The sequence below is a fragment of the Bacillus sp. NMCC46 genome (assembly GCF_002998465.1).
Lineage (GTDB): Bacteria > Bacillota > Bacilli > Bacillales > Bacillaceae > Bacillus.
Map to the genome: position 1 here is coordinate 96,904 of NZ_PVQZ01000001.1, position 24,339 is coordinate 121,242.

Below are 24,339 nucleotides of genomic sequence, written 5' to 3' on the forward strand. Positions count from 1 at the left end.
GGAGAGGACAATGGGCAAAGCAACAGGTTTTATGGATTATAAAAGAGAAAAGCCAAATGAACGTGACCCTCTCACTCGTCAAAATGACTGGAAAGAATATTCCGCTCCTTATACAGATGACGTATTGAAGAAGCAGGGCGCTAGATGTATGGATTGCGGCACACCGTTTTGTCAAATTGGGATGGAGATCAGGGGCGGCGTCTCAGGCTGCCCGATCTACAATTTAATTCCAGAATGGAATGACCTTGTGTACCGCGGGAGATGGAAAGAAGCTCTCGAAAGACTGCAAAAAACAAATAATTTCCCAGAATTTACTGGGAGAGTATGTCCAGCACCTTGCGAAGGGTCATGTACAGTTGCCATCAATGATCCAGCCGTTTCGATTAAAAATATCGAACGGACGATCATTGATAAAGGCTTTGAAAATGGATGGATCACACCAAGAATTCCTTCAAGCCGTACAGGCAAGAAGATTGCCATTGTCGGCTCAGGGCCAGCAGGACTTGCAAGTGCGGATCAATTAAACCAAGCAGGCCACGCCGTAACAGTGTTCGAACGGTCTGACCGCCTTGGCGGGCTGCTGACATACGGCATTCCAAACATGAAGCTGGACAAAGAAGTGGTGGAGCGAAGAGTCAAACTGTTGAGACAAGAAGGCATTGATTTTGTAACGAACACAGAAATCGGCGTGGATGTCACTGCCGACGAACTGAAAGAACAGTTTGATGCGGTCATCCTTTGTACAGGTGCACAGAAGCAGCGTGACCTGTTGATTGAAGGCCGGGAAGCTAAAGGGATTCACCTTGCGATGGATTATTTAACCCTCGCAACAAAAAGCATGCTTGATTCAGGATTTAAAGACAAAAACTTCATTGATGCAAAAGGAAAAGACGTCATTGTCATTGGCGGGGGAGATACAGGTGCGGATTGCGTCGCAACTGCACTTCGCCAAAAAGCAAAAAGTGTTGTTCAGTTCGGGAAGCACCCAAAACTTCCGGATACACGTGTAGGGGATAACATGTGGCCTGAACAGCCTTACGTCTTCTCACTGGATTATGCTTATGAAGAAGCACAAGCAAAATTCGGAGAAGATCCGCGTCAATATTCCATTCAAACCACAAAAATTGTGGCAGACAAAAATGGGAAATTAAAAGAGCTTCATACCATTCAAATGGAAAAGGTGAAAAACGAACAGGGGAAGTTTGAATTTCATGAGATTCCAGGGACAGAAAAGGTATGGCCTGCTCAGCTAGTCTTTATTGCAATTGGTTTTGAGGGAACTGAACAGCCACTCGTGAAACACTTTGGCGTGGACAGCAAAAACAATCGCATTGACGCAAAGTATGGGGAGTATACAACAAATGTAGAAGGCGTATTTGCAGCGGGAGATGCAAGACGCGGGCAAAGCTTGATTGTCTGGGCGATTAATGAAGGCAGACAAGTGGCGCACGAGGTAGACCGTTATTTAATGGGGAGTTCGGTTCTGCCAAAATAGGTCATACAAAGGGTGTTTACACATATAAAGAAAAGCCATGGCCAAAGAGTGGTCATGGCTTTTTATGATTCAGAAATGGTGTGGTTGATGATGACTTTTTTGCGTTTAAGCTGCGATATGACTAAACAAATAAAGACAACTAGAACAAAAAGAGAAATGGTCAAAAAGCCAAACATATATGAGCCCGTCACTTCTTTTAAACTGCCCAGAATATTAGGTAAAAAGAAGCCGCCAATGCCCCCAGCAGCACCAACAATTCCGGTCACGATCCCAATTTCTTTATGAAATACTTGAGGCACCAGCTGAAAAACTGCGCCATTCCCCATCCCGAGACACATCATCCCGGTAAATAAAAGGGTAATGACCAAAGGTAAAGCTGGAAGACTGCTCACCCCTCCTAAGCAGATGCCGATGACTGCGAATAATCCAAGCAGTACTTTCATTCCACCTATTTTATCCGCAATGAGACCACCAATGGGGCGAAAGAAGCTGCCCGCCGCCACACAAAGAGTCACAAAATCACCTGCATGAATTTTCGAGATACCATATTGATCCACAAAGAAAATACTGAGAAAACTGGAAAGCCCGACAAATCCTCCGAATGTAATCGCATAAAGCAGGCAGAAAAACCATGTCGATTTCACCTGAAATACTGAAAAATACGACCGTAGCGGCTTTGGAGCGGGCTGATTTGGTGCATCTTTTGCTGTGAAAATAAAAAACAAAAAGACAAGACTTAACGGAATCAGGGCGAGCCCCATGACTGCATGCCATCCATAAATCTCGGCAAGACGTGGACCAAATAGTGTGGAGATCAGTGTTCCGCTGTTACCGGCACCTGCAATCCCCATGGCCACGCCTTGTAAATGAGGAGGATACCAGCGGCTTGCCATTGGCAAAGCAACAGCAAAGCTTGCTCCTGCTACTCCTAACAAAATACCAATCAGCACGAGCTCGGAAAGGGTTGTACCAGCGATGAACCCCCAGATGAGCGGGATGGTGGTGAAAAGCATGCCAATTACCGCTGTCTTCTTAGGTCCTATACGATCAGTGAATAAGCCAAGTACAATCCGAAAAAAAGAACCAGATAAAATCGGAATGGCAACAATCATGCCTTTCTCTGCGGTCGATAAAGCAAAGTCTTGCGCAATAAAAGCACCCAGTGCCCCTAATAAGACCCAGATCATAAAGCTCACATCGAAATATAAAAAGGAACTTAGCAATGTCTTAGGGTGACCACTTGATTTTAACTCTGAGAGTTTCATAAAATGCCTCCTCTATTTTGAATTTTCTGACTTAAAGATAGCGAGTTATCCCAAGTAATAAAAGTATCATGTTAGAAAAATTGACATGATTACACACTTTTTTACAGGCATGTGCCATAATCTATCCATACAATGTGTTGGGCAAGAAGCTTAGAGAGGTTGATTTCATATGGCAAAACGCAAACTCGTGTTTATCGGAAACGGCATGGCGAGTATGAAATGTATCGAACAGATGGTTCAAAAACAGCCAGAACACTATGCCATAACAGTCATTGGAAAAGAGAAGCACCCTGCCTACAATCGAATAAAACTTTCATCGATTTTACAAAAAAGCGACTCATTATCTCAAATTGAACTCAAGGAAAAAGAATGGTACACCCCGCATGACATCATCATGTACAAAGGAGAAACAGTCGTCCATATCGATACAAACAAGAAGTGTATCATGACAGATGCGCGCCGGGAAATTTCCTATGACAAGCTCGTCATCGCAACAGGATCATTGCCGTATTTTCTTCCTATTCAGGGCGTATCCAAAAAAGGGATTTATGCGTTTCGTACAATTGATGATTATGAGGCCATTTGTGCGGATGCGATGCGTTATCAACGAGCAGCAGTGGTCGGAGGCGGTGTGCTTGGTGTAGAGGTGGCGGCTGGCCTGCAGATTGCGGGACTTGAGACAACCATTATTCATCATGCCGAGTGGCTCATGCAGCGCCAATTAGATGAAACGGCTGCTAGTCTATTACAGCAGCAATTAACGCGCAAGGGCATTCAGGTGAAAACAAATGCCCATACCATTGCATGCTTAGGGGACGAGAGGGTAGAAGGCGTTCTATTGAAAAATGGCGACATCGTGGATGCTGATCTTGTTGTCTTCACAACAGGTATCCGTCCAAACATACAGCTTGCAAAGAATCACGGCATTCATACGCGAAAAGCCATTGTCGTCAATGATATGATGCAAACAAATGTCCAAGATATTTATGCCATTGGGGAATGTGCAGAGCATAAAGGAATGGTGCATGGCCTTGTTCAGCCCATTTATGAACAAGCAAATGCACTTGCCAATCATCTATTAGGCGAGCAAATTACATCTGTACCTCAACCTATTTACTCAACAAAATTAAAAGTACCTGACATGCCTATCTATTCTGCGGGATGTATTGAACACCATTCTCCGTATACGTCAGTGGTGACATATTTAGATGAAGAGCAAGAAGTGTATAAAAAATTCGTCTTTGAACGCGAGGCGCTAACAGGTTTTTTATTAGTTGGAGAACTGGAGAAAGCCGATCAGCTTTTGCAAGATGTGAAAGTGGGGCGTGATAAAAGTGTCGTCATGAAAGCTCTTCATGAGGAGCAGCCATCTCCTCTAGATTCATTAAAAATGGACGATCTCGTCTGCCAATGTCAAAGCGTTACAAAAGGGACGATTTTGAACACCATATCCGTCCATCAGCTGACAAGCTTAGAAGAGGTTCAAAAACAAACAGGAGCAGCAACCGGCTGCGGCGGCTGTCAAGAGCTCGTCCGTGCCTGCTGTCAGTTATCATCACATGAACAAATAGATGAGCCGGCCTCTTTTTGTTCATGTACAGAAGCTGATAAGCAGACCATTTTTTCGTTTATCAAAAAGCAACTGCTGCTGAATGTGGAGGAAATCAGAAGACATTTTCATTGGAAAACAGAGAACGGCTGCAGCAACTGCAGGTCTGCCATTCCATACTATCTCGAGCAATTTCAATCACCGATTGAAAAAATCAGCGATGCTGATCAAGAAGACATGCTGCCTCAGCTATACGGAGGGAGTCTTGAACTGGATTTCCTGAAAATCATGACGTCTTTGTTAGAACAAAAACTGATTGATCAGGCAGAGCTGACAGAGCATAAGCGAATACGGCTCATCGGCGTGTCAAAACAGGCGGCACAGATCGTCAAAAAACATTGGCCCATCATGGCGAAAGAGAAAAGAAGACTATCTCATGTCCTTACATGTGATTGTAGTCACGATCCAGCTGTCACAGCACTAGTAATGGAGTTTGAAAGACAAGTAGAAGACACACTTTTACCAGCCGTCACCTCTATTCATGTCGCCGGCTCTTCCTGCACGTGTAAACTAGCTCCAATATATGACATTTGCATGAAGAGACAGCTGGGGGAATGGAACATTTATATAGGAGGTGACGTATGTCAGCCGAAGGCCGGCCAGCTTTTTTACACTTTGCCTCAATCAAGTGAGCTGATCCCTTTTTTAAAAGCGCTGCTTGAAGATTATAGAAAAAGTGCATACTTTCAAGAATCCATCGGCGATTGGCTTCTCCGATATGGACTTATTTCTATTCGAGAAAAATTGCTTGATGAGGAAAGAAGAAAAGAGCTCTGTGAACAATTTGACCAAAGCAGACAAAAGGATGTGAAGGTATGAGTCAGTCTTTTTTACGATATGCCCAGCAAATATCAGAGCAGGAAGAACGAAAGCGAGTGTATCAATCCCAATGTCCATTTTGCAGTATGCAGTGCAAAATGCAGCTAGTAGAGCAGCATGTGGAAGGACGAACCAGATATCAAACGATTGGCGTACACAATCCAACTACGCACGGGAGACTTTGTATGAAAGGGCAGCATGCACACCAGCACGCACTGCACAAAGAACGTTTGAATCACCCGCTCATCAAAAGAAACGGGCAATTTGTAAAAGCGTCATGGCAGGAGGCACTTAATGAAATCAAAACAAACATGGAATCCCTTCAGATGGCACACGGGCATGATGCCATCAGTGTGTACGGAAGCGCATCTATTACAAATGAGGAGGCGTACTTACTGGGAAAGTTTGCGAGAGTGGCGCTGAAAACGAAATACATCGATTACAACGGGAGACTTTGTATGTCGTCAGCAGCAACTGCGGCGAATCAAACATTCGGACTTGACCGGGGTCTTACGTTTCCTCTCAGTGACATCAAGCATACACGGGTATTGATATTGGTTGGAACGAATATAGCAGAATGTCAGCCAACCTTCATGCCGTACGTCGAAGAGGCGAAAAAAAACGGTGCATTTCTCATCGTCATCGATCCGCGCAAAACACAGACAGCCCAATTAGCCGATGTACATGTCAGCCTGAAACCAGGATCAGATGCTGCACTGGCAAACGGCATCTTGCACATTATGCTTCATGAACATTTAATAGATGAATCATTTATTCGTCTTCGAACGTCAGGGTTCCAAGAATTAAAGGAGCACGTCTCGCGCATGTCCCTCTCAAACATTGCTGAGCAAACCGGTGTGACGATTGAAGTTCTGCAGAAAATAGCAAGGAAATTCGCACAAGAAAAGACAGGCATGATTTTCACAGCAAGAGGCATTGAGCAGCAAATAGACGGGACAGCATCTGTGCGAAATTTCCTGAATATTCTGCTTGTTACTGGGAAGATCGGCCGCGTTGGGTGCGGCTATGGCGCAATAACCGGGCAAGGAAATGGCCAGGGGGCAAGAGAGCATGGACAAAAAGCAGATCAGCTTCCAGGGTATCGAGATATCACAAATTCTGCTCACAGAAAAGAAATAGCTGACATATGGAACATTGATGAAAAAGAACTCCCTGGAAAAGGCGTGTCTGCTTTTGAGATGTTTGAAAAAATGCAGGAAGGAGAAATAAAAGCGCTCTTTTTAATGTGCTCAAACCCCGTTCAGTCAGGCCCGCACGCGCGCTTTATTCAACAAGCCATCAAGAAATTGTCCTTTTTTGTAGCTGTTGATTTATTTATGTCTGAGACAGCTGCGCTGGCAGATGTAATTTTACCTACTTCGTCATATTTAGAGGATGAAGGTACGGTGACAAATGTAGAGGGGCGCGTTACGCTTAGAGAAGCAACCTATCCACTTAAGCATCAAAGAAAACACGATTGGCAAATCATTTGTGATATAGCAGCTGTATTAGGCAAAAGCGGCTATTTCTCCTTTTCATCCGCAGAAGAGATTTTTGAAGAATTAAGAGCCGCAACGAAAGGCGCAAAAGCGGATTACTCAGGCATGACCTATGAAAGACTGAGGAAGGAGCAAGGCATATTATGGCCTTGTACGCATCTAGAAGACCCAGGAACCGAAAGATTATTTGAACATGCATTCTCACATTCTGACAGTTTAGCAAAGTTTGCCGTCGTCACACACGGAAAAAATGTGGCAAAGGAACCAGTCAGTCAAGAATATCCTCTTTATTTAACGACGGGCAGAGTGATGGCTCACTACCAAACGGGCGTTCAAACAAGAAAAAGTACCTCTCTTGTTGCCCGGCAGTTTGAATCTTATGCAGAGCTTCATCCTGACACAGCAAAAACGTATGGACTTCAGCACGGGGAGCTTGTGACCATCCAGTCAAAAAGAGGAAGTGTCATCATGAGATGCCGCATATCAGACACCATTCGAAAAGATACCGTGTTTGTTCCATTTCACTGGAGTAAACATCAATCCATTAATCAATTAATTAGTGAACAACTAGATCCGCACAGTAAAATGCCAGGCTTTAAATATTGTCCTGTACAGCTGTCAGCCTATGTGAATTAAAAAATATGTGAGAAATCATAACATGTATTTTCCATCTATGTTTAGATGATGGTACTTTCTAAAAAATGATCACATGAGGGGTGTTTTATCGTGAAAGAAAAACTCGTATTAGTGGGGAACGGTATGGCTGGCATTCGAAGCCTCGAAAACATTTTAAAAGCAGACAGCGAACGATTCGACATGACGGTATTTGGAAGTGAACCGCATCCTAACTATAACCGGATTCTTTTATCGAAGGTGCTTCAAGGAGATACGAAGGTTGAAGATATTACACTAAACGATTGGAATTGGTATCAGGAGCATGATATTCAGTTGTTTACAAATGAGACCATTGTGAAGATCGATACAGATAACCAAACAGTCACCAGTGATCAAGGACGGACCGTGCATTATGACCGATTGATTTTAGCAACAGGGTCACTTCCGTTTATCCTGCCGATTCCAGGGAGTGATAAAAAAGGCGTGACGGCCTTTCGTACATTGCAAGACACAGAGGAAATGGTCAATGCCTCTAGCAGGTACAAAAAAGCAGCAGTCATTGGAGGCGGCCTTCTTGGACTGGAAGCAGCACGCGGCCTACTCAACTTAGGCATGGAAGTGAATGTCATTCACCTCAGCTCTCATTTAATGGAACGCCAGCTAGACCCTATTGCAGGTCAGCTTCTACAAAAAGCATTAGAAGAACAGGGCATGAACTTCCTGTTAGGAAAACAGACAAATGAGATTTTAGGAGATACAAGAGTTGAAGGGTTATCATTTTCAGATGGCACGACACTTGAGACAGACCTAGTCGTCATGGCTGTAGGAATTAAACCAAGTAAAATGCTTGCAGAGATAAGCGGCCTTGAAGTGAACCGAGGTATTATTGTCAATGATTTCATGGAAACGAGTGTCCCAGGCATTTATGCCGTCGGAGAATGTTTAGAACACAGAGGACAAACGTACGGGCTTGTCGCTCCTTTATACGATCAAGCGAATGTGCTTGCTGGGCATGTATGTGACATGAATCCTGTGCCATATGAAGGCTCTGTTCTGTCAACGCAACTGAAAGTATCGGGGGTTGACGTGTTTTCAGCTGGTGACTTTATAGAAAACGATGAGAAAAAAGCGATCAAAATCTTTGACGAACAAAAAGGCATCTATCAAAAACTAGTCTTCCAGCAAAACCGATTAGTAGGTGCCGTCATGTTTGGAGAAACAAGCGATGGACCTCGTCTATTCTCGTATATTAGAGAAGGGGTAGATATGTCGGATATGGAGAAGGTATCTGTCTTAACCTCGAATGATCCGGCGCAAGAAAGCACGATTGAAAGCATGGCAAATGACCATATCGTTTGCGGCTGTAATGGTGTCTCAAAGGGTCAGATTGTGGAAGCCATTCAAAAAGAAGGCTTAACAACGATTCAGGAAGTGAAGCAATGTACAAGTGCCTCACGATCATGTGGAGGCTGCAAGCCCGTTGTCGAAGAGATTCTTTGGCACACGTTGGGCGATGATGCGAACCGAACAGCCCAAAAAGAAACCATCTGCGCCTGCACCACTCTTTCACGAGATGAAGTCATTCATGAAATCAAAGAGAAGGGCCTGCAGCATGTCAAAGAAGTGATGAACGTACTTGACTGGGAGACAGAGGAAGGCTGTTCAAAATGCCGACCTGCCCTGAATTATTATTTAGGCATGCTTCAACCTCTTGAGTACAAAGATGAAAAGAGCTCACGATTTGTGAATGAACGCATGCATGCCAATATTCAAAAAGATGGCACATATTCGGTTGTTCCGCGGATGTACGGCGGCGTGACAAATGCAAATGACCTGAGAAAAATAGCTGATGTCGTCGACAAATATGAAATACCGCTTGTGAAAATGACTGGCGGCCAGCGTATCGACCTTCTAGGTGTCAAAAAAGAAGATTTACCTAAAGTATGGGCAGACCTGGATATGCCATCTGGTTATGCATACGGAAAATCTTTAAGAACGGTCAAAACTTGTGTTGGAGAACAATTTTGCCGGTTCGGCACACAGGACTCGATGGCTCTTGGCATTGCACTTGAAAAGAAATTCGAAGGTCTTGCGACACCGCATAAAGTCAAAATGGCTGTCTCTGCTTGCCCTAGAAACTGTGCAGAATCTGGCATTAAAGACCTTGGAATTGTGGGAATTGATGGAGGGTTTGAATTGTACGCCGGCGGAAATGGCGGCACACACTTGCGGGCTGGAGATTTATTGATGAAGGTCAGTACAGCAGAAGAAGTAGAGCAAGTGGCAGCTGCGTACCTTCAATATTACAGAGAAACGGCAAATTATCTAGAAAGAACCTCTGCTTGGGTTGAACGACTTGGATTAGATCATATTCAATCAGTACTCCTAGATGATGAGAAACGAGAAGCCTTAATCCAAAGAATGGACATCGCACTGTCAACGTATGAGGAGCCTTGGCAGGAGCTGCGCGAGAGTCAAAAAGACACGAAACAATTATTTCAAAAAGCGACGGCTTCTGTATAAATCAATTGAAGGGATGAGATCATATGACAGTTTCAGTTGTAAAAGTTCACATTGGCACCCTATCAGATTTTCCGCTGCAGCTAGGAAAAACAGTCGCAGCCGGTACTCTTGAATTAGCTGTTTTTCAAACCTCTAATAAGCAGTTCAAAGCCATTGAAAACCGCTGCCCTCATAAAGGCGGTGTTCTGGCTGAAGGAATGGTAAGTGGAGACCATGTCTTCTGTCCAATGCATGATTGGAAGATTGATCTTTCGTCAGGGAACGTTCAAGCACCAGATCACGGATGCGTTAAAACGTATGAAACATTGGTCGAGGGGGACGATGTCTTTATTTTATTGCCCTCATAAATAGTTTAGATCCTTCCTTTCATGTATATGCTGTATGTAAATGCAGCAAGAAAGGAAGGAATTTCTGTGCCGTTTTTTAGTATTTTGATTGAACTATTTATCGGGTTTTTCGCCTTATTTTTTATTACAAAATTATTAGGGAAAACACAGTTTGCACAAATCACGCCGTTTGATTTTATTTCTGCACTGATTTTAGGCGAAATGGTCGGAAACGCCATTTTTGACCCAGAAGTCAAGATTCAGCACATTTTGTTTGCTGTTGCGGTATGGGGCGTTCTCATCTATACAGTTGAATGGTTTTCACAACGCTTTAAAGGTATTCGAGCCTTTTTAGAAGGAAGACCTACGCTTGTCATTGATAAAGGGAACATTCACTACAATCGTTTGAAGAAAAATATGCTTGATCTCAATCAGCTGCAGACACTGATTCGCGCGAAAGGTCATTTTGCCTTGCATGAAATAGAATATGCCATTTTGGAAACAGACGGCTCTGTCAGTGTTCTTCCGAAAATGAAATACGCAACTGCCACAGCAGAAGATGTGAACGTGAAGGGAAAAGAAGTCAAATTGCCTAGAACATTTATTATTGATGGCGAAATTTTAAAAGATGACCTACAAGAAGCTGGCTTTGACGAAACATGGCTGAGTGAGCAATTAAAAAAGCAGCACATTTCTTCTCATCGAGATGTTCTATTTTGTGAATGGATTGAAAATGAAGGGATTTATGCGATGAAATATGAAAAGTCTAAAAAACATCCACAACAAAATTAAGTGGGTGTTTTTTTTGTGTGTCATGAATAGGATCAAAAAGAATGTTTGATTGAAAATGTTCACAAAGAGGAGGAGATGTGCGATGAAGTATGGAAAGGTATGGCTTGTGGTCGTCTTGTCTTTATTACTATTTAACTCAGCTTCACTTCAAGCAGCCGAACATCAGAATCAAACAAACCGCGTCCTTGTGGTCGATCAAAAGGGAAATGGCTCGTTTCGAACCGTTCAGTCTGCCATTGATGCGATTCCAGCGAACAATCAACAGCGCGTAACGATCTATATTAAAAATGGTGTATATAAAGAAAAGATCCTGCTTCCTCAAAATAAACCACACGTGTCCTTTATCGGCGAAAACCAGCACAAGACGATTCTGACGTATGATGATACAAATGCAAGTACTGGCAGCACAACAAATAGCTCCAGCACTATGATTCGTTCGAACGACTTTTACGCAGAAAATATCACCTTTCAAAATACAGCTGGCAGACATGCTGGTCAGGCGGTTGCGCTGTATGTGTCTGGCGACCGGGCTGCGTTCAAACAAATAAGAGTCTTAGGGTATCAAGATACACTTTATGCAACAGGCTCAGGCCGGCAATATTATGAAAACTGCTATATCGAGGGCACGGTCGATTTTATTTTTGGATCAGCCACAGCTGTGTTTAAAAGAGCTGAAATAAAAAGTCTTGGAAATGGGTATATTACTGCAGCATCCACAACAGAAGCACAAAGGTATGGTTATGTATTCATCGATTCTACGTTGAAAAAGGGGACGGCAGCTGCTCAATCGGTTTATTTAGGACGTCCGTGGAGGCCTCATTCCGCTGTGACATTCCTCTATACAAAAATGGATGAACATATTAAGGCAGAGGGATGGCATAACTGGGATAACCGTGATAACGAAAGAACAGCAAGATATAAAGAATATGGATCGACTGGGACCGGAAGCAATGTAGCAAATCGCGTAAAATGGTCCAATATTTTAACGAAAAACGAAGCAAGTCAAATCACGGTGCAAGCTGTTCTTGGCGGAGCCGATGGCTGGAATCCAGAAAAAAGGTAAAGGGCTTGTCAGTTTTCGTCAAAGAAAGCTGACTTTTCTGTTTAAAAAACCTTTGAGAACAAACGTTCTTTTGTGTATAATGAACATATTCTTCTAAAATTGGCTGCGATAAAAAAGGAGGGATTGCGTGAAGCGTTTTTCACAGCTCTTGTTTTTACAAATATGTATCCTGTCGATTTTATTTCTCCCTTTTTCAGCAAAAGATGATCAACTTACAGCTCGTAACGACTCACTGCCGTGGATGACAGCTTTAGATGAATTCATACGAACAGCACCTGATTTAGAGGGCGCGATCTCCGGCATCAGCGTCCGCAATACTTCTGACTCCTCTCTTCTTTATGAACATCAAGCCGATATTCGTCTTACTCCTGCTTCTAATATGAAACTGCTCACATCAGCCATCGCCCTTGATATACTAGGAGAAACACACACATTCCTGACAGATATCTGGATGGATGGTTCTATTCAAAAGAAAACGTTACATGGCAACCTGTATCTACGCGGTACCGGGGATCCGACTTTATTAGAAGAGGATTTTGCAGCACTTGCCAAACAAGTGAAAAAGGCCGGAATACATACCATTCGCGGACAGCTTGCGGCAGATGACACTTGGTATGATGATACGCGATATTCTATTGATTTGCCTTGGAGTGATGAGGATCAATATTACGGTGCACAAATCTCTGCTCTCACAGCTTCACCGAATCAAGATTATGATGCAGGAACCGTGATTCTCGAAGTAAAACCAGGAAAGAAAGCAGGGCAAAAAGCGACCTATGACATCATCCCGAAGACTTCTGTCCCTCAAATCATGAATCAAGTAAAAACCGTGCCAGAAGGCGGAGAAAAGAAGATTTCTTTTAAGCGCTCTCACGGCACAAACAAGATTACGTTGACTGGAACCATTCCGGTTAAAGCGAGTTCATCTAGACAATGGGTAGCGTTATGGGAGCCAACCACTTATGCGTTAGATTTAATGAAACGAGCGTTAAAGGCGGATGGGATTCAAGTAAAAGGACCGCTTAAAACAAAACAAGTTCCTAAAAAAGCTAAGAAAATTGCCACCCATTCATCGATGCCTTTATCAGATCTGCTTGTTCCCATGATGAAACTCAGCAACAATACCCATGCAGAAATTTTGCTAAAGGAACTTGGAAAACAAGTGAAAAGCAAAGGGAGCTTTGAGGATGGACTGGATGTCATGTATGAACGGCTTCCCGCGTTTGGCATCGATCCTTCGCATGCAGTGCTGCGAGATGGGTCGGGCATATCACCTATTAACCTTGTTTCTGCCAACCAGTTCACGTTATTTTTGACAAACATTCAAAAGGAAAAATGGTTTAAGACCTATGAACATGCGCTTCCGTTAGCAGGGGCAAGTGAACGAATGGTCGGAGGGACGTTAAGGAACAGATTGAAAGAACCAGCTACACTAGAAAAAGTACGTGCAAAAACAGGTTCATTAACAACGGTTAGCACACTTTCTGGATATATTGACACGAAGAGCGGAAAGACGGTCGCCTTTTCCATTTTATTAAATCATCTTGTTGATGACGAAAAAGGGAAAGAGATAGAAGACCATATTGTCAGCATTTTAGCTGAGAATCTTTAGATAGAGAAGGAGTACCATCATGACGTTAGATAACAATCAATCTTTAGTAAAAACCATGTCCATTTTTCTCGTCCCGCTTTTGCTTAGCAATATTTTGCAATCAATCGGACAGCTTGTATCCATCGTTCTTGTCGGTAGATGGATTGGAGAGGATGCAGTAGCTGCTATTTCTGCATTCTTTCCGCTTTTCTTTTTACTCGTTTCTTTTTCCATTGGAATTGGATCGGGAAGTTCCATCCTTATTGGACAAGCGTATGGAGCGAAAAATGAAAAAAGATTAAAAGAAATTATTGGCACAACGCTTTCATTCACCTTTTTAATCGGACTTTCTTTAGCGATCATTGGAGGTTTATTTGCAACAGACATCCTAAATCTCATGGGAACACCTGCAAATATTGTGGAGGAAAGTGCGGCATATGCCAGAATTCTATTCATCTCAATGCCGATCTTATTTCTTTATTTTGTTTACACGACCTTCCTGCGAGGAACTGGGGATTCAAAAACGCCTTTTTATTTCTTAATGATTAGTACGGCAACGAATATTTTAATGCTGCCCATTTTATTATTTGGCTGGCTGGGACTGCCGGCATTTGGTTTATACGGCGCTGCATATGCTTCTGTGATTTCAACCATTGTGACGTTTATTATTCTACATATCTACTTATATAAGACAAAGCACCCGCTTCGCATTGATGCATCAGTGAGAAAGCATTTATTGATGAAAGGGGATCTACTAAAAACATTATTAAAGCTCAGCATTCCATCGAGCATTAATATGATCCTTATTTCTTTATCAGAAATTGCTGTTATTTCTTTTGTCAACGATTATGGATCACAGGCCACAGCTGCCTATGGTGTTGTCAATCAAGTCGTGAGCTATGTACAGATGCCGGCAGTGAGTCTTGGCATTGCAGTCTCTATCTTTGCAGCACAATTCATCGGTGCAGGGAATATCAACCGCTTGAAAGATGTGATAAAAATCGGGTTAGGGCTCAATTTTGCCATAGGCGGATTCATTATTATCATCGTTTATCTCTTTGCACCACAGATTTTATCTATCTTTTTAACAGATTCTAAGACGATTGACATTGCCTATAGCTTGGTCGTCATTACATTATGGAGCTATCTTATTTTTGGAACGGCCCAAATTGTTGCAGCCACGATGAGAGCAAGTGGAACAGTTTTATGGCCAACAATCTTTAGTATTTGCTCCATTTGGCTTGTAGAAGTACCAGTCGCTTATGTGCTATCGCACTACACATCCCTTGGCATCAAGGGCATATGGATTGGCTATCCTGCGGCTTTCTTTGTGAACTTACTCCTTCAATACGGCTACTATCAGCTCGTATGGAAGAAAAAACAAATTGTAGCGCTTGTTCAGTCATAATGTGAAAGTGTGAAGCAGCATATACATACGAAGATCTATCACTTTTCAGGAGGTCTGATCTTCTATGTTTTTGAATCAAAGAAGTGAACTGAGCTCGCACAATATCGGTGATTTTTCTTATGCCGGACCAGATTTCCAAGTGCTGACATGGGGGGAAGGTGCGACACTAAACATTGGGAAGTTTTGTTCCATCGCAAACGAAGTGAAAATTTTCCTTGGCGGTGAACACCGGACAGATTGGGTCACAACGTATCCGTTTAATCAAATTTTCAAAGAAGCTGCCCACATCAAAGGACATCCCAAATCAAAAGGAGATGTGCAGATAGGACACGACGTATGGATTGGATATGGCGCGACGATTATGTCAGGAGTATGGATAGGGAACGGAGCAGTGATCGGAGCAAATAGTGTCATCACAAAAGATGTGCCGCCATATGCAATTGCTGCAGGAAATCCGCAGCAGCTCATGAAATATCGGTTTTCATCCGAAATGATCGAAAAACTGCAGTTATTAGAATGGTGGAATTTAGAGTTTGCAATCATCCAATCTATTTTTCACCTTTTGCAGTCTCATGATATTGAACATTGTATAAATGTAATAGAAGACATAAAAAAGAAAGGCTGAAAAAGCCTTTCTTTTTTAGTTTAGCTAAGCCGTATGATGGTCAAGGCAGCACCCCCGCCAACTAAAACAGCTGTGACAACTGCCCCAAAAAACTGCAGTGAAATGATGCTTCCAGCTGTTAAATTAACGATTACAGTATTATTGATAAACGAAGTAGAGATAACAGGTGATTGAACAGAACCAGGCACAGTAGTTGCTACATTTAAAAGCAAACATGTATTAATTAAAAGAGCTGCAGTGGTGTTGACTTGATACGTAATATAATATTTACCAGTTTGCAGAACGGTAAAAACAGTACTTGTGCCGTTTGCTGTAAAACCAGTAATGTTTTGAAAGTTTGCAAAGGAATATTCGTTCCTCCGGCTACAGTAACAATGGTAGGGCCAGAACTATTAGCAGCATAAAGTGCTGTATCCGTAAAACCACCTGTTCCAGTTGCACCAGTGATTCCTGTAACTCCAGTAGGTCCCGTTGATCCGGGGTAGTACCAGCGAAGCTGTCACTACCCGCAATAAGGAATAAAGTTAAATATGCAAAGTATTTTCTTTTTCTGATTGTATTTCTTCGATTGGAATTCTCTCCATCATATCCAATTTAAAGATACCATAAGGATTTACATGGCTATAGATAAGTGGACTTAACGCTCTTAAGTCTTCAGGTGTCATCATATCTTGCCACTGCTTTTCCGATAATACAAATTGAATCATGAGTGTATTAATATACACGAGGCAATTTTGCAATAAATGTAGGGAAAGAACGGCAACCTCCTGGTCTTCCAATCTATTTGTTGAAATTTCTCCACCCTTTCCGTAAAAAATAAAGCTGTTGGCGGAATTCCAATTCTCTACAACATTGAGGCCTTCATTAATTTCTCTCCGAATGTCTTCCGAGCCTATATAATCACACAAGAAAATGGTTTTAATGACTTTTCCCAACTCAGAAAGGGCCTGATAAGTAGGGTCTTTTTTGTTACAGCAATTGCATAACAAACACTACTTTATAAAAAGTAGTAAAGTTAAAAGCTCCAGTTACTCTTTTCCGCAATCAGGCCATATTGTCGAGGATTGTTTGAATGAATTTCCAGTTTGACTCGTTATGATTGTGACGATCTTTACTTAAACCAAAGGCAGTAAAGTTGAACAAGAAAGTAAGTAAGTAAGTAATACGGATTAGACCATTACTGTGCAACACTGTCTTCATTTTGGATAACCTTTTGAAAGAATGTTCTTAAACGTGTAGGGCAGGTTAGTAGAAGAGGGATTTAAAACATAATTATAAATAAATTCTGTTTTGAAAGAATTAAGATCTAACTTAACGGACTCTTGAATCTTTCAGAATTTCCAATAGTAGTTATGATTTTTTTAGCAAAATAGGTATATATGGATATACAAAAAGGTACACCTTAACTGAGTGCACCTTTTGTTTTTATAAATTGTATATTTCTCTGTTTATATTCACAATATCCTTATGTGAAAATTCGCCTTCCTTTTTTTCTGCAAAGAGCTCTGCAAACCGTTCCATCACCTTGTCCCGTAGTAAGGGTGCTTTTTCTTTATTTGCCTTTTTCAACGCTTTCGTAAGATCATCTTTTGTTAACTCTGTGCAGTAAGCAGGAGTTCCTGGCTGCTGTCTCCAAGAGTCACTTAAAGAACCACTGTCTACTGCGTCAAAGCCTAACTTGTTTACTACTTCCATGATTTCGTATTTTTGTGTAGGATCATTACCAGCAACTGCCATCGCGATTCGTCCACTAGAATCCTCGGATTTTCCTTCATGTTCTAAAGTGTAGGCTAATAAGTTGTTGAAAGCTTTTATGATAGGTCTGCCTAATTGATTTGAAACCCAAACACTTTCAACCATCCCGTTCTCTATTTCTTCAATTTTACCGTTTCTAAAAGGATAATAATTTGAAGTATCTACAATGATGACTGCCTCACCAACTTGATCGATAGTGTTCCGAATGTTTGGAAGTACATTTATAGGGAGCGATAGTATTAGAACATCAATATTTTTAATGGCATCCTCTACCCGCACAGCTGTTCCAGCAAGTTCTTTTCCTTCTAAATGTTCAATTCCTCGCGCATCTGCAATTTTGACATCATGTCCAATCTTAACCAATTTTTTCGAAATAATTGACCCAATTGGTCCAGCACCTATAATTCCATATCTCATAATTGTTCCTCCTAAAGTATTTGTATATAAAAGAATTATTCAGCTTAAAGTTACACAATCATATGTTTATCAAATTGTAAACATATATTAGATAATAAAAAGTATTGAGTATTTCTGTTACATATACTAGAATAAAATCATTTCTCATCTTTTTAAAGTAGGCAATAAAAATTGACGTAGTACAGTTTTTTGTACTTAACAGTAGAAAGCGGGTGAAGAAGGTGTCTAGGATATGTAAGGATGGATTTGATAAAGAGTGTATAAAGGAACAAAGAGAATTTTATGGCATTGCTTATACCCAAAATATCCTCTCCGGACGTTGGAAATATGTAATTCTATGGTATTTAAAGACCAAAGAGCGTCGCTATAGTGAAATTAAAGCCTTTTTATGGGATATTTCACAAGGTTCTCTTACAAAGCAACTTCGAGAACTGGAAACGGATGGTTTAATTAATCGCAAAGTTTTTCCAGAGGTTCCTCCTCGTGTTGAGTATTCACTAACCTCAAAAGGGGAAGAATTGATCCCTATTATTGATTTGATGGAAGAGTTCGGGAAGAAGTTTGGGGAGCAGGCAGACTAACCAAGGCCTTCACATTTATTGGTTACAAGTTACCCCTAATTCAAAACTAAATGATTTAAGGCCTAGGCTGTCATTGCGGCAGCTTTTTTGTAATACCAAGCTATTAAGTACAAAAAAATGTACTATGGCAACTTTTATTGCCCTCTTTTAAAAATTGAGAATTTGTTTTATTCTAGTGTCTGTAACAAAATTACTCCATACAACAAGTTGATAGGCAAAACGGTGTAATATACAGAATCCGGACATTTCAGTGTTTAACAGATAATGATGCATTGATCCATATCCCTTTGTCGTCCGTTCTAGATAAATTCAGCCTGATAAAATGAGAGTAGTTCTCTTAAGTTAGATGGACAACTAATTTTTAACTATGATATAGTTAGCTTACTAAATACATCGTAGTAGTGGGGGTATACCTATGAACGATATAGTTGGATGCGAAATTCGTGAGTCATTAGATAAAATTTCATCCAAAATGCGTCGAGATTATAGCGAAAATCTAAGAGAACTTAATCTTCATGTAGGCCAGGATAGACTACTCGCTCGTTTGTGGTTAGGTGATGGAATAACACAAATGCAACTATGTGAACATTTAAAATGTGAGCCGCCTACGGTAACAAATATGGTTAAATCGTTGGAGCAAAATGGGTTCATATACCGTAAACGTGATGAACAAGATGCAAGGGTTATGCGAATTTACCTAACTGACAGAGGGAAAGAATTAGAGAAACCTGTTGATTTCAAATGGAAGCAGCAACAAGAAAAATTACTCGGTTCAATTTTACCGGAAGAACGCTTAATCTTAAGGGAACTTATGAAGAGAATGGAGAGAAACTTATTCTAAAGTTTTCTCTATGTTGATATTTAGCATGCTAAATAAAATCAGTCTATATCGTTTAGTTACTAAGAAAAAGAAAAAGTTTATAGGAAACCACTGAAGAGGATGCGTCTAGTTGAAACATTGATATCCATACTTGCTAAAATGTTTCAAATTAGTTAGTAAGCTAATTTTGTGTTTTACAAATTTATTGAATCTAATTAGAAAGAGTTTACAGCGGCTTTTTTGTTTACTTGGAGCCTTTTAAAAATAAAGGAGTGAAGATACATGAAAAGAAAAGAAATGCAACTGGCACTACAAATGGTCTCTGGATATGGAGCTGAATTCAACGCTTGGAGAATGCCTGGTACAGACCCAGCAGCCTACACAAATACGGATGGTTATGTGGAGCGAGCTAAATTAGCTGAAAAAGGGAAATTTCAAATGATTTTTATCGCTGATACTCCTGGATTATACAATGACTTAGGTCCTCAGACTCCTATGTTCCCTATGGATCCTATGTTAGCACTAATGGCTGTAGCTAGAGAAACGAAACATATTGGGCTTGTTGCTACCCTATCAACGACATTCAATTATCCATATAACATAGCACGTCAGTTCAAAGCACTGGATGTTATAAGTCATGGACGTGTAGGATGGAATGCTGTCACCACATCAAATCCAGTAGCGGCAGCAAATTTTGGTGCTCAGATTGCCAGTCGCCAAGAACGATATGACATGGCTCATGAATCCATCCAAATTGTTCAAGCATTGTGGGGGAGTTGGGAATCAGACGCTTGGACGTTAGATGTAGAAGGAGGAAAATTTGCCGACATGGACAAAATTCGGCCTATTAATCTTCAAGGGGAATATTATGCATCTCGTGGTCCTTTGCCCATCCCACCCTCTGAGCAAGGTCAGCCAGTTATTTTTCAAGCAGGTGGAGGGGTTGAAGGATTGGAATTGGCGGGAAGATACGCTTCTGGTGTTTATGCAAATCCTTATGATATAGAATCTGCTCGTGAACACAGACAAGCGCTTCGACAAAGTGCTGCCCGTTTTGGCAGAAATCCCGATGACATCAAGATGTATACAGGTTTTATGTTTTCCCTAGGCTCAACTGAAGAAGAAGGTCTAGAACGACGAAGACAGCTTATGAGTTTTAATCCTGAGGAGATTCCAGGAAGGGTAAGTTACCTTGGTTCAATGGTTGGTTTACGACTATCGGAGAATTCGGTTGATATTGATCAACCTTTATCAGCTGACTTGTTGAAAAAGGCATATGCCAATCCAATGGATCCACGGTCCCACAGAGCTTTAGAGCTGCTGAAAAGAGGGATCTCCATTCGTGATGTTCTTGCTCATGGGGTTATTAACTATCATCCAGTAGTTGCAGGTACCCCCGTACAAGTTGCTGACTTCTTGGAAGAATGGTTTTTGGCTGGTGCATGTGACGGCTTCTCGGTTGTTCCGGATATAGCCTATGATGGAGTTGCTGATTTTGTGGAACTGGTTGTCCCAATTTTGCAGGACCGAGGTTTATTCCACAGGGAATATGAAGGGAAAACACTGTGTGAGAATATGGGAGTTCCTTACCAATACGGAAGGCTGAAAGAGAACAATAATTAATAGAGGAGAGGTTCAAATGAATAATACCCTTGAATTGCTTCATAATCATACATCCATTCGTTCTTTCACTAATCAACCACTGACAGAGGGACATCGAGATGCAATCTTTAAGGCAGCTAATCAAACTTCATCATTCAGTCTACTACAAGTGGTTTCTATCATTAGAATTACAGATCCAGAATTACGAAAAAAAGTGATGCAGCTCTCTGTAAATCAACCTTATATTGAAGAAGCAGCAGAATTTTGGATTTTTTGTGCAGATTTTAACAGGAATCATGAAATTGCACCCAAGGTTGACCTTGACTATATTGAATACCTATTAATAGGTACATTCGATGCTGGGTTAATGGCTCAAAATGCTTTAACTGCGGCGGAATCAATGGGACTCGGTGGTGTTTATATCGGTGGAGTAAGAGCTAATATCTCAGAATTAACCGAGGTATTAAATTTACCAAAGTATGTGATTCCGTTAGTGGGGCTATGCATAGGACATCCTGCTGGAGAGAAGCCTGGACTAAAACCACGTTTGCCTCAATCGATGGTCATGTTTGATAATCAGTATCAACCACTAGATGAAGAAAAATTAACAACTTATGACCAACAGATGCGTGAATATTACCAAAATCGTCCGGTTAAAGCGCCTTTCACAGTTAAGAAAGTAAAGGGATGGAAAGATCACATCGAGGATCATCTTGAAAGAAGTAGACTCCCTTTTATGCTTGAGTATTTAAACAAACAAGGATTTGCTAAAAAATAATCTGATAGGATATTAATTAAAAATAGATTTATGAGGATATATAAAATGAAGAATCAATACAATACGCGGGCCATCTTGACAGCGTTACTTATCTGCGGTGCTGTTGGCATGTTTAACGAAACCTCTCTAAATATAGCATTGACTAATTTAATAGAAGTGTTCCAAATTTCGCCTGCAACCGCACAGTGGTTAACAACCGGTTTTATGCCCTCTTGGTATTTTAATGCCAGTGAGTGGGTTGCTGTTGCAGACGTTTTCCACAAGGAAGCTGTTCATAGGTTCGGTCATGAGTTTAATCGTAGGTACATTGATTGCGGCACTGGCATTCAATTTTGAAATGTTGATGTTCGCCCGAGTTTTACAGGCGGTTGGCATGGGATTGTTGCTTCCACTCATATTTAATACCGTTCTTGTTATATATCCACTGGAAAAGCGGGGGGGGGGGCGGCGATGGGATTGGTCTCTCTGGTTATCATGGTCGCACCAACGTCTGGACCGACTATAGGCGGTCTATTAATAGAATATTTTACATCTTTTGGATATCCCTGCCACTTTTGGTCATAGGGTTATTGATAGGGCTTAAGTATTTGAAAAACATTACCGATGTCACTAAGCCTCGGATTGATCTACTATCTGTTGGATTCGGAGGAGTTGTCTTTGGCTTCAGTAAGGCCGGCGAAGGATTTGAGGTTGGAGTAGCATGGTTGTGATCACATCAATCGTCATTGGGCTCGTCGCGTTGGTATTATTCATAAAACAGGACGGGGGTATGTGTGTTGGAGGTATTTAACTTAAACAACTTATTATTACCTTGATATTTCCTTATTGCGGGTGGTGTCAGCTTCGCTGGTACTACCCCGATCCGGTGATTCCCGTTTCGCCAGTAGGACCAGCAGAACCTGTGCTACCTGTTGAACCTGTAGCACCAGGTGCTGCCAAAAGCGTATAATCCGGTGACGTATCTGGCGTACCTAAAGGTGGAGCAGAGTCCACAATATACGTACCACCTTCATAAGTGACCACTTGACCCACTGAGTATGTTGATGCTATTGCAGGATCAAATGCTTCAGCACCACTTAATTCTATCCCTGTAGGGCCAGTCGGACCATACCCTAGAATATTCCAAAAGTGTATAGTCGGGGGAGAGCCCAGGTATTCCTGATGGAGCATCTACATTGGCTATATAAATACTGCCATTAAACGTGACAACTTGACCCGCCTCGTAATCTTGTGATTGTGAGGGGTTAAAAGGGAGGGCGCCGGTTAATCCGCCAGCAGGTCCGGTTGGCCCAGCGGGACCTGCTGGACCTCTTCGTCCAACCCTTTGAATTGTTTTTGATTGTTTTTCTCCTTTTTCACAGGGGGATTCCCTCGAGACCTGTTTTGTTTTGAATGTTCTTGATTGATAAATGGACAGTCTCTTCTTTGAGGACGGTCATGACGTGATCTTTTGTAATGAGGCTACTCATGATATTTACCGCAAAATGGACATTTGTGATCGAATTGATTGTACAAATTGCCCATCTCCTAAAATTGATATTTCATTCTATGTGCAAATTTTCAAATTGGAAGTAAAACCTAGAAACTCATCATTTCGAAAACCATCGAATCAAATCATTTAAATGTTTCATGATTTTATGTTATGGTGTTGAAAGTATATAACTAGTATGATTTTTGACAGAAATGGGGACATCATTTATGAGTCAATCAGTTTTACAGCGCACAGCTTATTCCGTTTTAAATTTATCCTCTGTGACAGAAGGAGGCACCATTAAGGAGTCTTTTGAACATAGTATGGATTTAGCAAAAAAGGCGGAGAAGTTGGGTTATCAAAGATACTGGCTGGCAGAACACCATAATATGGAAGGTGTTGCGAGCTCTGCAACGTCCGTTTTAATTGGATATATTGCTGGGGGAACCGAAAAAATTCGAGTAGGATCTGGCGGGATTATGCTGCCAAACCACTCTTCACTTGTCATTGCTGAACAATTTGGGACACTTGAGACATTATATCCGGGGAGAATTGATTTAGGTCTTGGCAGAGCACCGGGAACGGATCAGTTAACGGCAAGAGCTCTCAGACGTAACCTTCATAACGGAGAAGATTTCCCGGAGCAGCTTGAAGAACTTCGGCAATATTTCAAACCAACAGGTCAGGTTAAAAAACATGTAAGAGCAGTACCGGGAGAGGGTCTAGACATTCCGATTTGGCTGCTTGGTTCAAGTGGTTTTAGCGCAAGACTTGCAGGAGAGCTTGGATTGCCATTTGCCTTTGCGGCACATTTCTCACCTAAAAATACAATTCCTGCTTTAGAGTTGTATAGACAGTCATTTAGACCTTCTGATGTGTTAAAAGAGCCTTATGCCATGGTGGGTGTGACAGTTTTTGCTGCAGATCAAACAGAGCGAGCTGAATATTTGGCGACCTCTCATTATCAGCGGTTTTTGAGTCTCATTCGAAATACTCCAGGAAAACTCAAAGCGCCTGTCGACAGTATGGACGGCCTTTGGAGTCCGTATGAAAAAGCGATGGTGGATGAACAATTAAGTTCGACAATGATCGGGGATAAAGAAAAGGTGAAAAAAGAATTGGAAGCCTTTATTGAAGCCACTCAAGCAGACGAAGTGATGATTAATTCGGATATGTTTGACCATCAAGAAAGAATGCGCTCGTATGAAATCATCGGAGAGATCTTCCAAGAGGCACAAGAAAAATAAACATGAAAAAAGAACTGCACAAAGCAGTTCTTTTTTAT

The 24,339-nt window shown here is 41.5% G+C and carries 19 protein-coding genes and 2 pseudogenes; 16 read left to right on the top strand and 5 right to left on the bottom strand.

The window, feature by feature from the left end; genetic code table 11:
• Window positions 1-10: 10 nt before the first annotated feature.
• Entirely contained in the window at window positions 11-1,495 is a 1,485-nt protein-coding gene (gene gltD, locus C6Y01_RS00495) for a glutamate synthase small subunit (protein WP_034660884.1), read from the top strand.
• A gap of 62 nt (window positions 1,496-1,557) precedes the next feature.
• On the opposite strand, the gene C6Y01_RS00500 is transcribed toward gltD, so the two are convergent.
• Window positions 1,558-2,760, bottom strand: coding sequence for a nitrate/nitrite transporter (locus C6Y01_RS00500; protein ID WP_034660883.1), 1,203 nt, complete (start codon window positions 2,758-2,760; stop codon window positions 1,558-1,560).
• Window positions 2,761-2,929: 169 nt separating this feature from the next.
• Here C6Y01_RS00500 and nirB (C6Y01_RS00505) point away from each other — a divergent pair, with 169 nt between their 5' ends.
• The 9 genes from nirB (C6Y01_RS00505) to C6Y01_RS00545 all read left to right on the top strand — a co-directional run bounded on the left by nirB (C6Y01_RS00505) (window position 2,930) and on the right by C6Y01_RS00545 (window position 15,630).
• Window positions 2,930-5,188, top strand: coding sequence for a nitrite reductase large subunit NirB (gene nirB, locus C6Y01_RS00505; RefSeq protein WP_106037690.1), 2,259 nt, complete (start codon window positions 2,930-2,932; stop codon window positions 5,186-5,188).
• Window positions 5,185-7,323: an assimilatory nitrate reductase catalytic subunit NasC gene (nasC, locus tag C6Y01_RS00510; RefSeq protein ID WP_095285262.1), complete on the top strand. Its 2,139-nt coding sequence runs from the start codon at window positions 5,185-5,187 to the stop codon at window positions 7,321-7,323. Before nirB (C6Y01_RS00505) ends, nasC begins: the two co-directional genes overlap by 4 nt.
• 87 nt (window positions 7,324-7,410) lie before the next feature.
• On the top strand, window positions 7,411-9,825 hold the full coding sequence (gene nirB, locus C6Y01_RS00515; RefSeq protein ID WP_223249870.1) for a nitrite reductase large subunit NirB: 2,415 nt from the start codon (window positions 7,411-7,413) through the stop codon (window positions 9,823-9,825).
• Window positions 9,826-9,848: 23 nt separating this feature from the next.
• Complete coding sequence (nirD, locus tag C6Y01_RS00520) at window positions 9,849-10,172, top strand: nitrite reductase small subunit NirD (RefSeq protein WP_034660879.1); 324 nt, start codon at window positions 9,849-9,851, stop codon at window positions 10,170-10,172.
• A gap of 27 nt (window positions 10,173-10,199) precedes the next feature.
• On the top strand, window positions 10,200-10,943 hold the full coding sequence (locus C6Y01_RS00525; RefSeq protein ID WP_187704574.1) for a DUF421 domain-containing protein: 744 nt from the start codon (window positions 10,200-10,202) through the stop codon (window positions 10,941-10,943).
• Window positions 10,944-11,025: 82 nt separating this feature from the next.
• Window positions 11,026-12,006, top strand: a complete 981-nt coding sequence (locus C6Y01_RS00530) for a pectinesterase family protein (RefSeq protein ID WP_106037692.1) — start codon at window positions 11,026-11,028, stop codon at window positions 12,004-12,006.
• 127 nt (window positions 12,007-12,133) lie between these two features.
• Complete coding sequence (dacB, locus tag C6Y01_RS00535) at window positions 12,134-13,618, top strand: D-alanyl-D-alanine carboxypeptidase/D-alanyl-D-alanine endopeptidase (protein ID WP_106037693.1); 1,485 nt, start codon at window positions 12,134-12,136, stop codon at window positions 13,616-13,618.
• Between the two features lie 19 nt (window positions 13,619-13,637).
• Entirely contained in the window at window positions 13,638-15,005 is a 1,368-nt protein-coding gene (locus tag C6Y01_RS00540) for an MATE family efflux transporter (protein WP_034660876.1), read from the top strand.
• Window positions 15,006-15,069: 64 nt separating this feature from the next.
• The gene (locus C6Y01_RS00545; protein ID WP_034660875.1) at window positions 15,070-15,630 is read left to right on the top strand and encodes a CatB-related O-acetyltransferase; all 561 of its coding nucleotides are present in this window, start codon (window positions 15,070-15,072) and stop codon (window positions 15,628-15,630) included.
• 20 nt (window positions 15,631-15,650) lie between these two features.
• On the opposite strand, the gene C6Y01_RS19000 is transcribed toward C6Y01_RS00545, so the two are convergent.
• The 3 genes and pseudogenes from C6Y01_RS19000 to C6Y01_RS00560 all read right to left on the bottom strand — a co-directional run bounded on the left by C6Y01_RS19000 (window position 15,651) and on the right by C6Y01_RS00560 (window position 17,802).
• Window positions 15,651-15,956, bottom strand: a complete 306-nt coding sequence (locus C6Y01_RS19000) for a BclA C-terminal domain-containing protein (protein WP_223249871.1) — start codon at window positions 15,954-15,956, stop codon at window positions 15,651-15,653.
• Window positions 15,957-16,154: 198 nt separating this feature from the next.
• Window positions 16,155-16,601: pseudogene (locus tag C6Y01_RS00555) on the bottom strand (Tn3 family transposase); the annotation flags it as partial.
• 454 nt (window positions 16,602-17,055) lie between these two features.
• Window positions 17,056-17,802 carry an NADPH-dependent F420 reductase gene (locus C6Y01_RS00560; RefSeq protein WP_034660874.1) on the bottom strand — a complete coding sequence of 249 codons (747 nt, stop codon included), beginning with the start codon at window positions 17,800-17,802 and terminating at the stop codon, window positions 17,056-17,058.
• Between the two features lie 221 nt (window positions 17,803-18,023).
• Here C6Y01_RS00560 and C6Y01_RS00565 point away from each other — a divergent pair, with 221 nt between their 5' ends.
• From C6Y01_RS00565 to C6Y01_RS00585, 5 genes and pseudogenes are all read left to right on the top strand, one after another.
• Entirely contained in the window at window positions 18,024-18,383 is a 360-nt protein-coding gene (locus C6Y01_RS00565; RefSeq protein ID WP_170938387.1) for a winged helix-turn-helix transcriptional regulator, read from the top strand.
• Window positions 18,384-18,798: 415 nt separating this feature from the next.
• Window positions 18,799-19,224 carry a MarR family winged helix-turn-helix transcriptional regulator gene (locus C6Y01_RS00570; RefSeq protein WP_034660872.1) on the top strand — a complete coding sequence of 142 codons (426 nt, stop codon included), beginning with the start codon at window positions 18,799-18,801 and terminating at the stop codon, window positions 19,222-19,224.
• 261 nt (window positions 19,225-19,485) lie between these two features.
• The gene (locus C6Y01_RS00575) at window positions 19,486-20,826 is read left to right on the top strand and encodes an NtaA/DmoA family FMN-dependent monooxygenase (protein ID WP_106037694.1); all 1,341 of its coding nucleotides are present in this window, start codon (window positions 19,486-19,488) and stop codon (window positions 20,824-20,826) included.
• Window positions 20,827-20,842: 16 nt separating this feature from the next.
• Complete coding sequence (gene nfsA / locus C6Y01_RS00580) at window positions 20,843-21,583, top strand: oxygen-insensitive NADPH nitroreductase (protein WP_106037695.1); 741 nt, start codon at window positions 20,843-20,845, stop codon at window positions 21,581-21,583.
• A 45-nt stretch (window positions 21,584-21,628) separates the two neighbouring features.
• Window positions 21,629-22,334: pseudogene (locus tag C6Y01_RS00585) on the top strand (MFS transporter); the annotation flags it as partial.
• Between the two features lie 101 nt (window positions 22,335-22,435).
• On the opposite strand, the gene C6Y01_RS19005 reads toward C6Y01_RS00585, so the two are convergent.
• Window positions 22,436-22,576, bottom strand: coding sequence for a hypothetical protein (locus C6Y01_RS19005; RefSeq protein WP_223249851.1), 141 nt, complete (start codon window positions 22,574-22,576; stop codon window positions 22,436-22,438).
• Window positions 22,577-23,281: 705 nt separating this feature from the next.
• On the opposite strand from C6Y01_RS19005, the gene C6Y01_RS00595 reads away from it, so the two are divergent.
• Complete coding sequence (locus tag C6Y01_RS00595; RefSeq protein WP_106037696.1) at window positions 23,282-24,301, top strand: LLM class flavin-dependent oxidoreductase; 1,020 nt, start codon at window positions 23,282-23,284, stop codon at window positions 24,299-24,301.
• Window positions 24,302-24,339 lie beyond the last annotated feature (38 nt).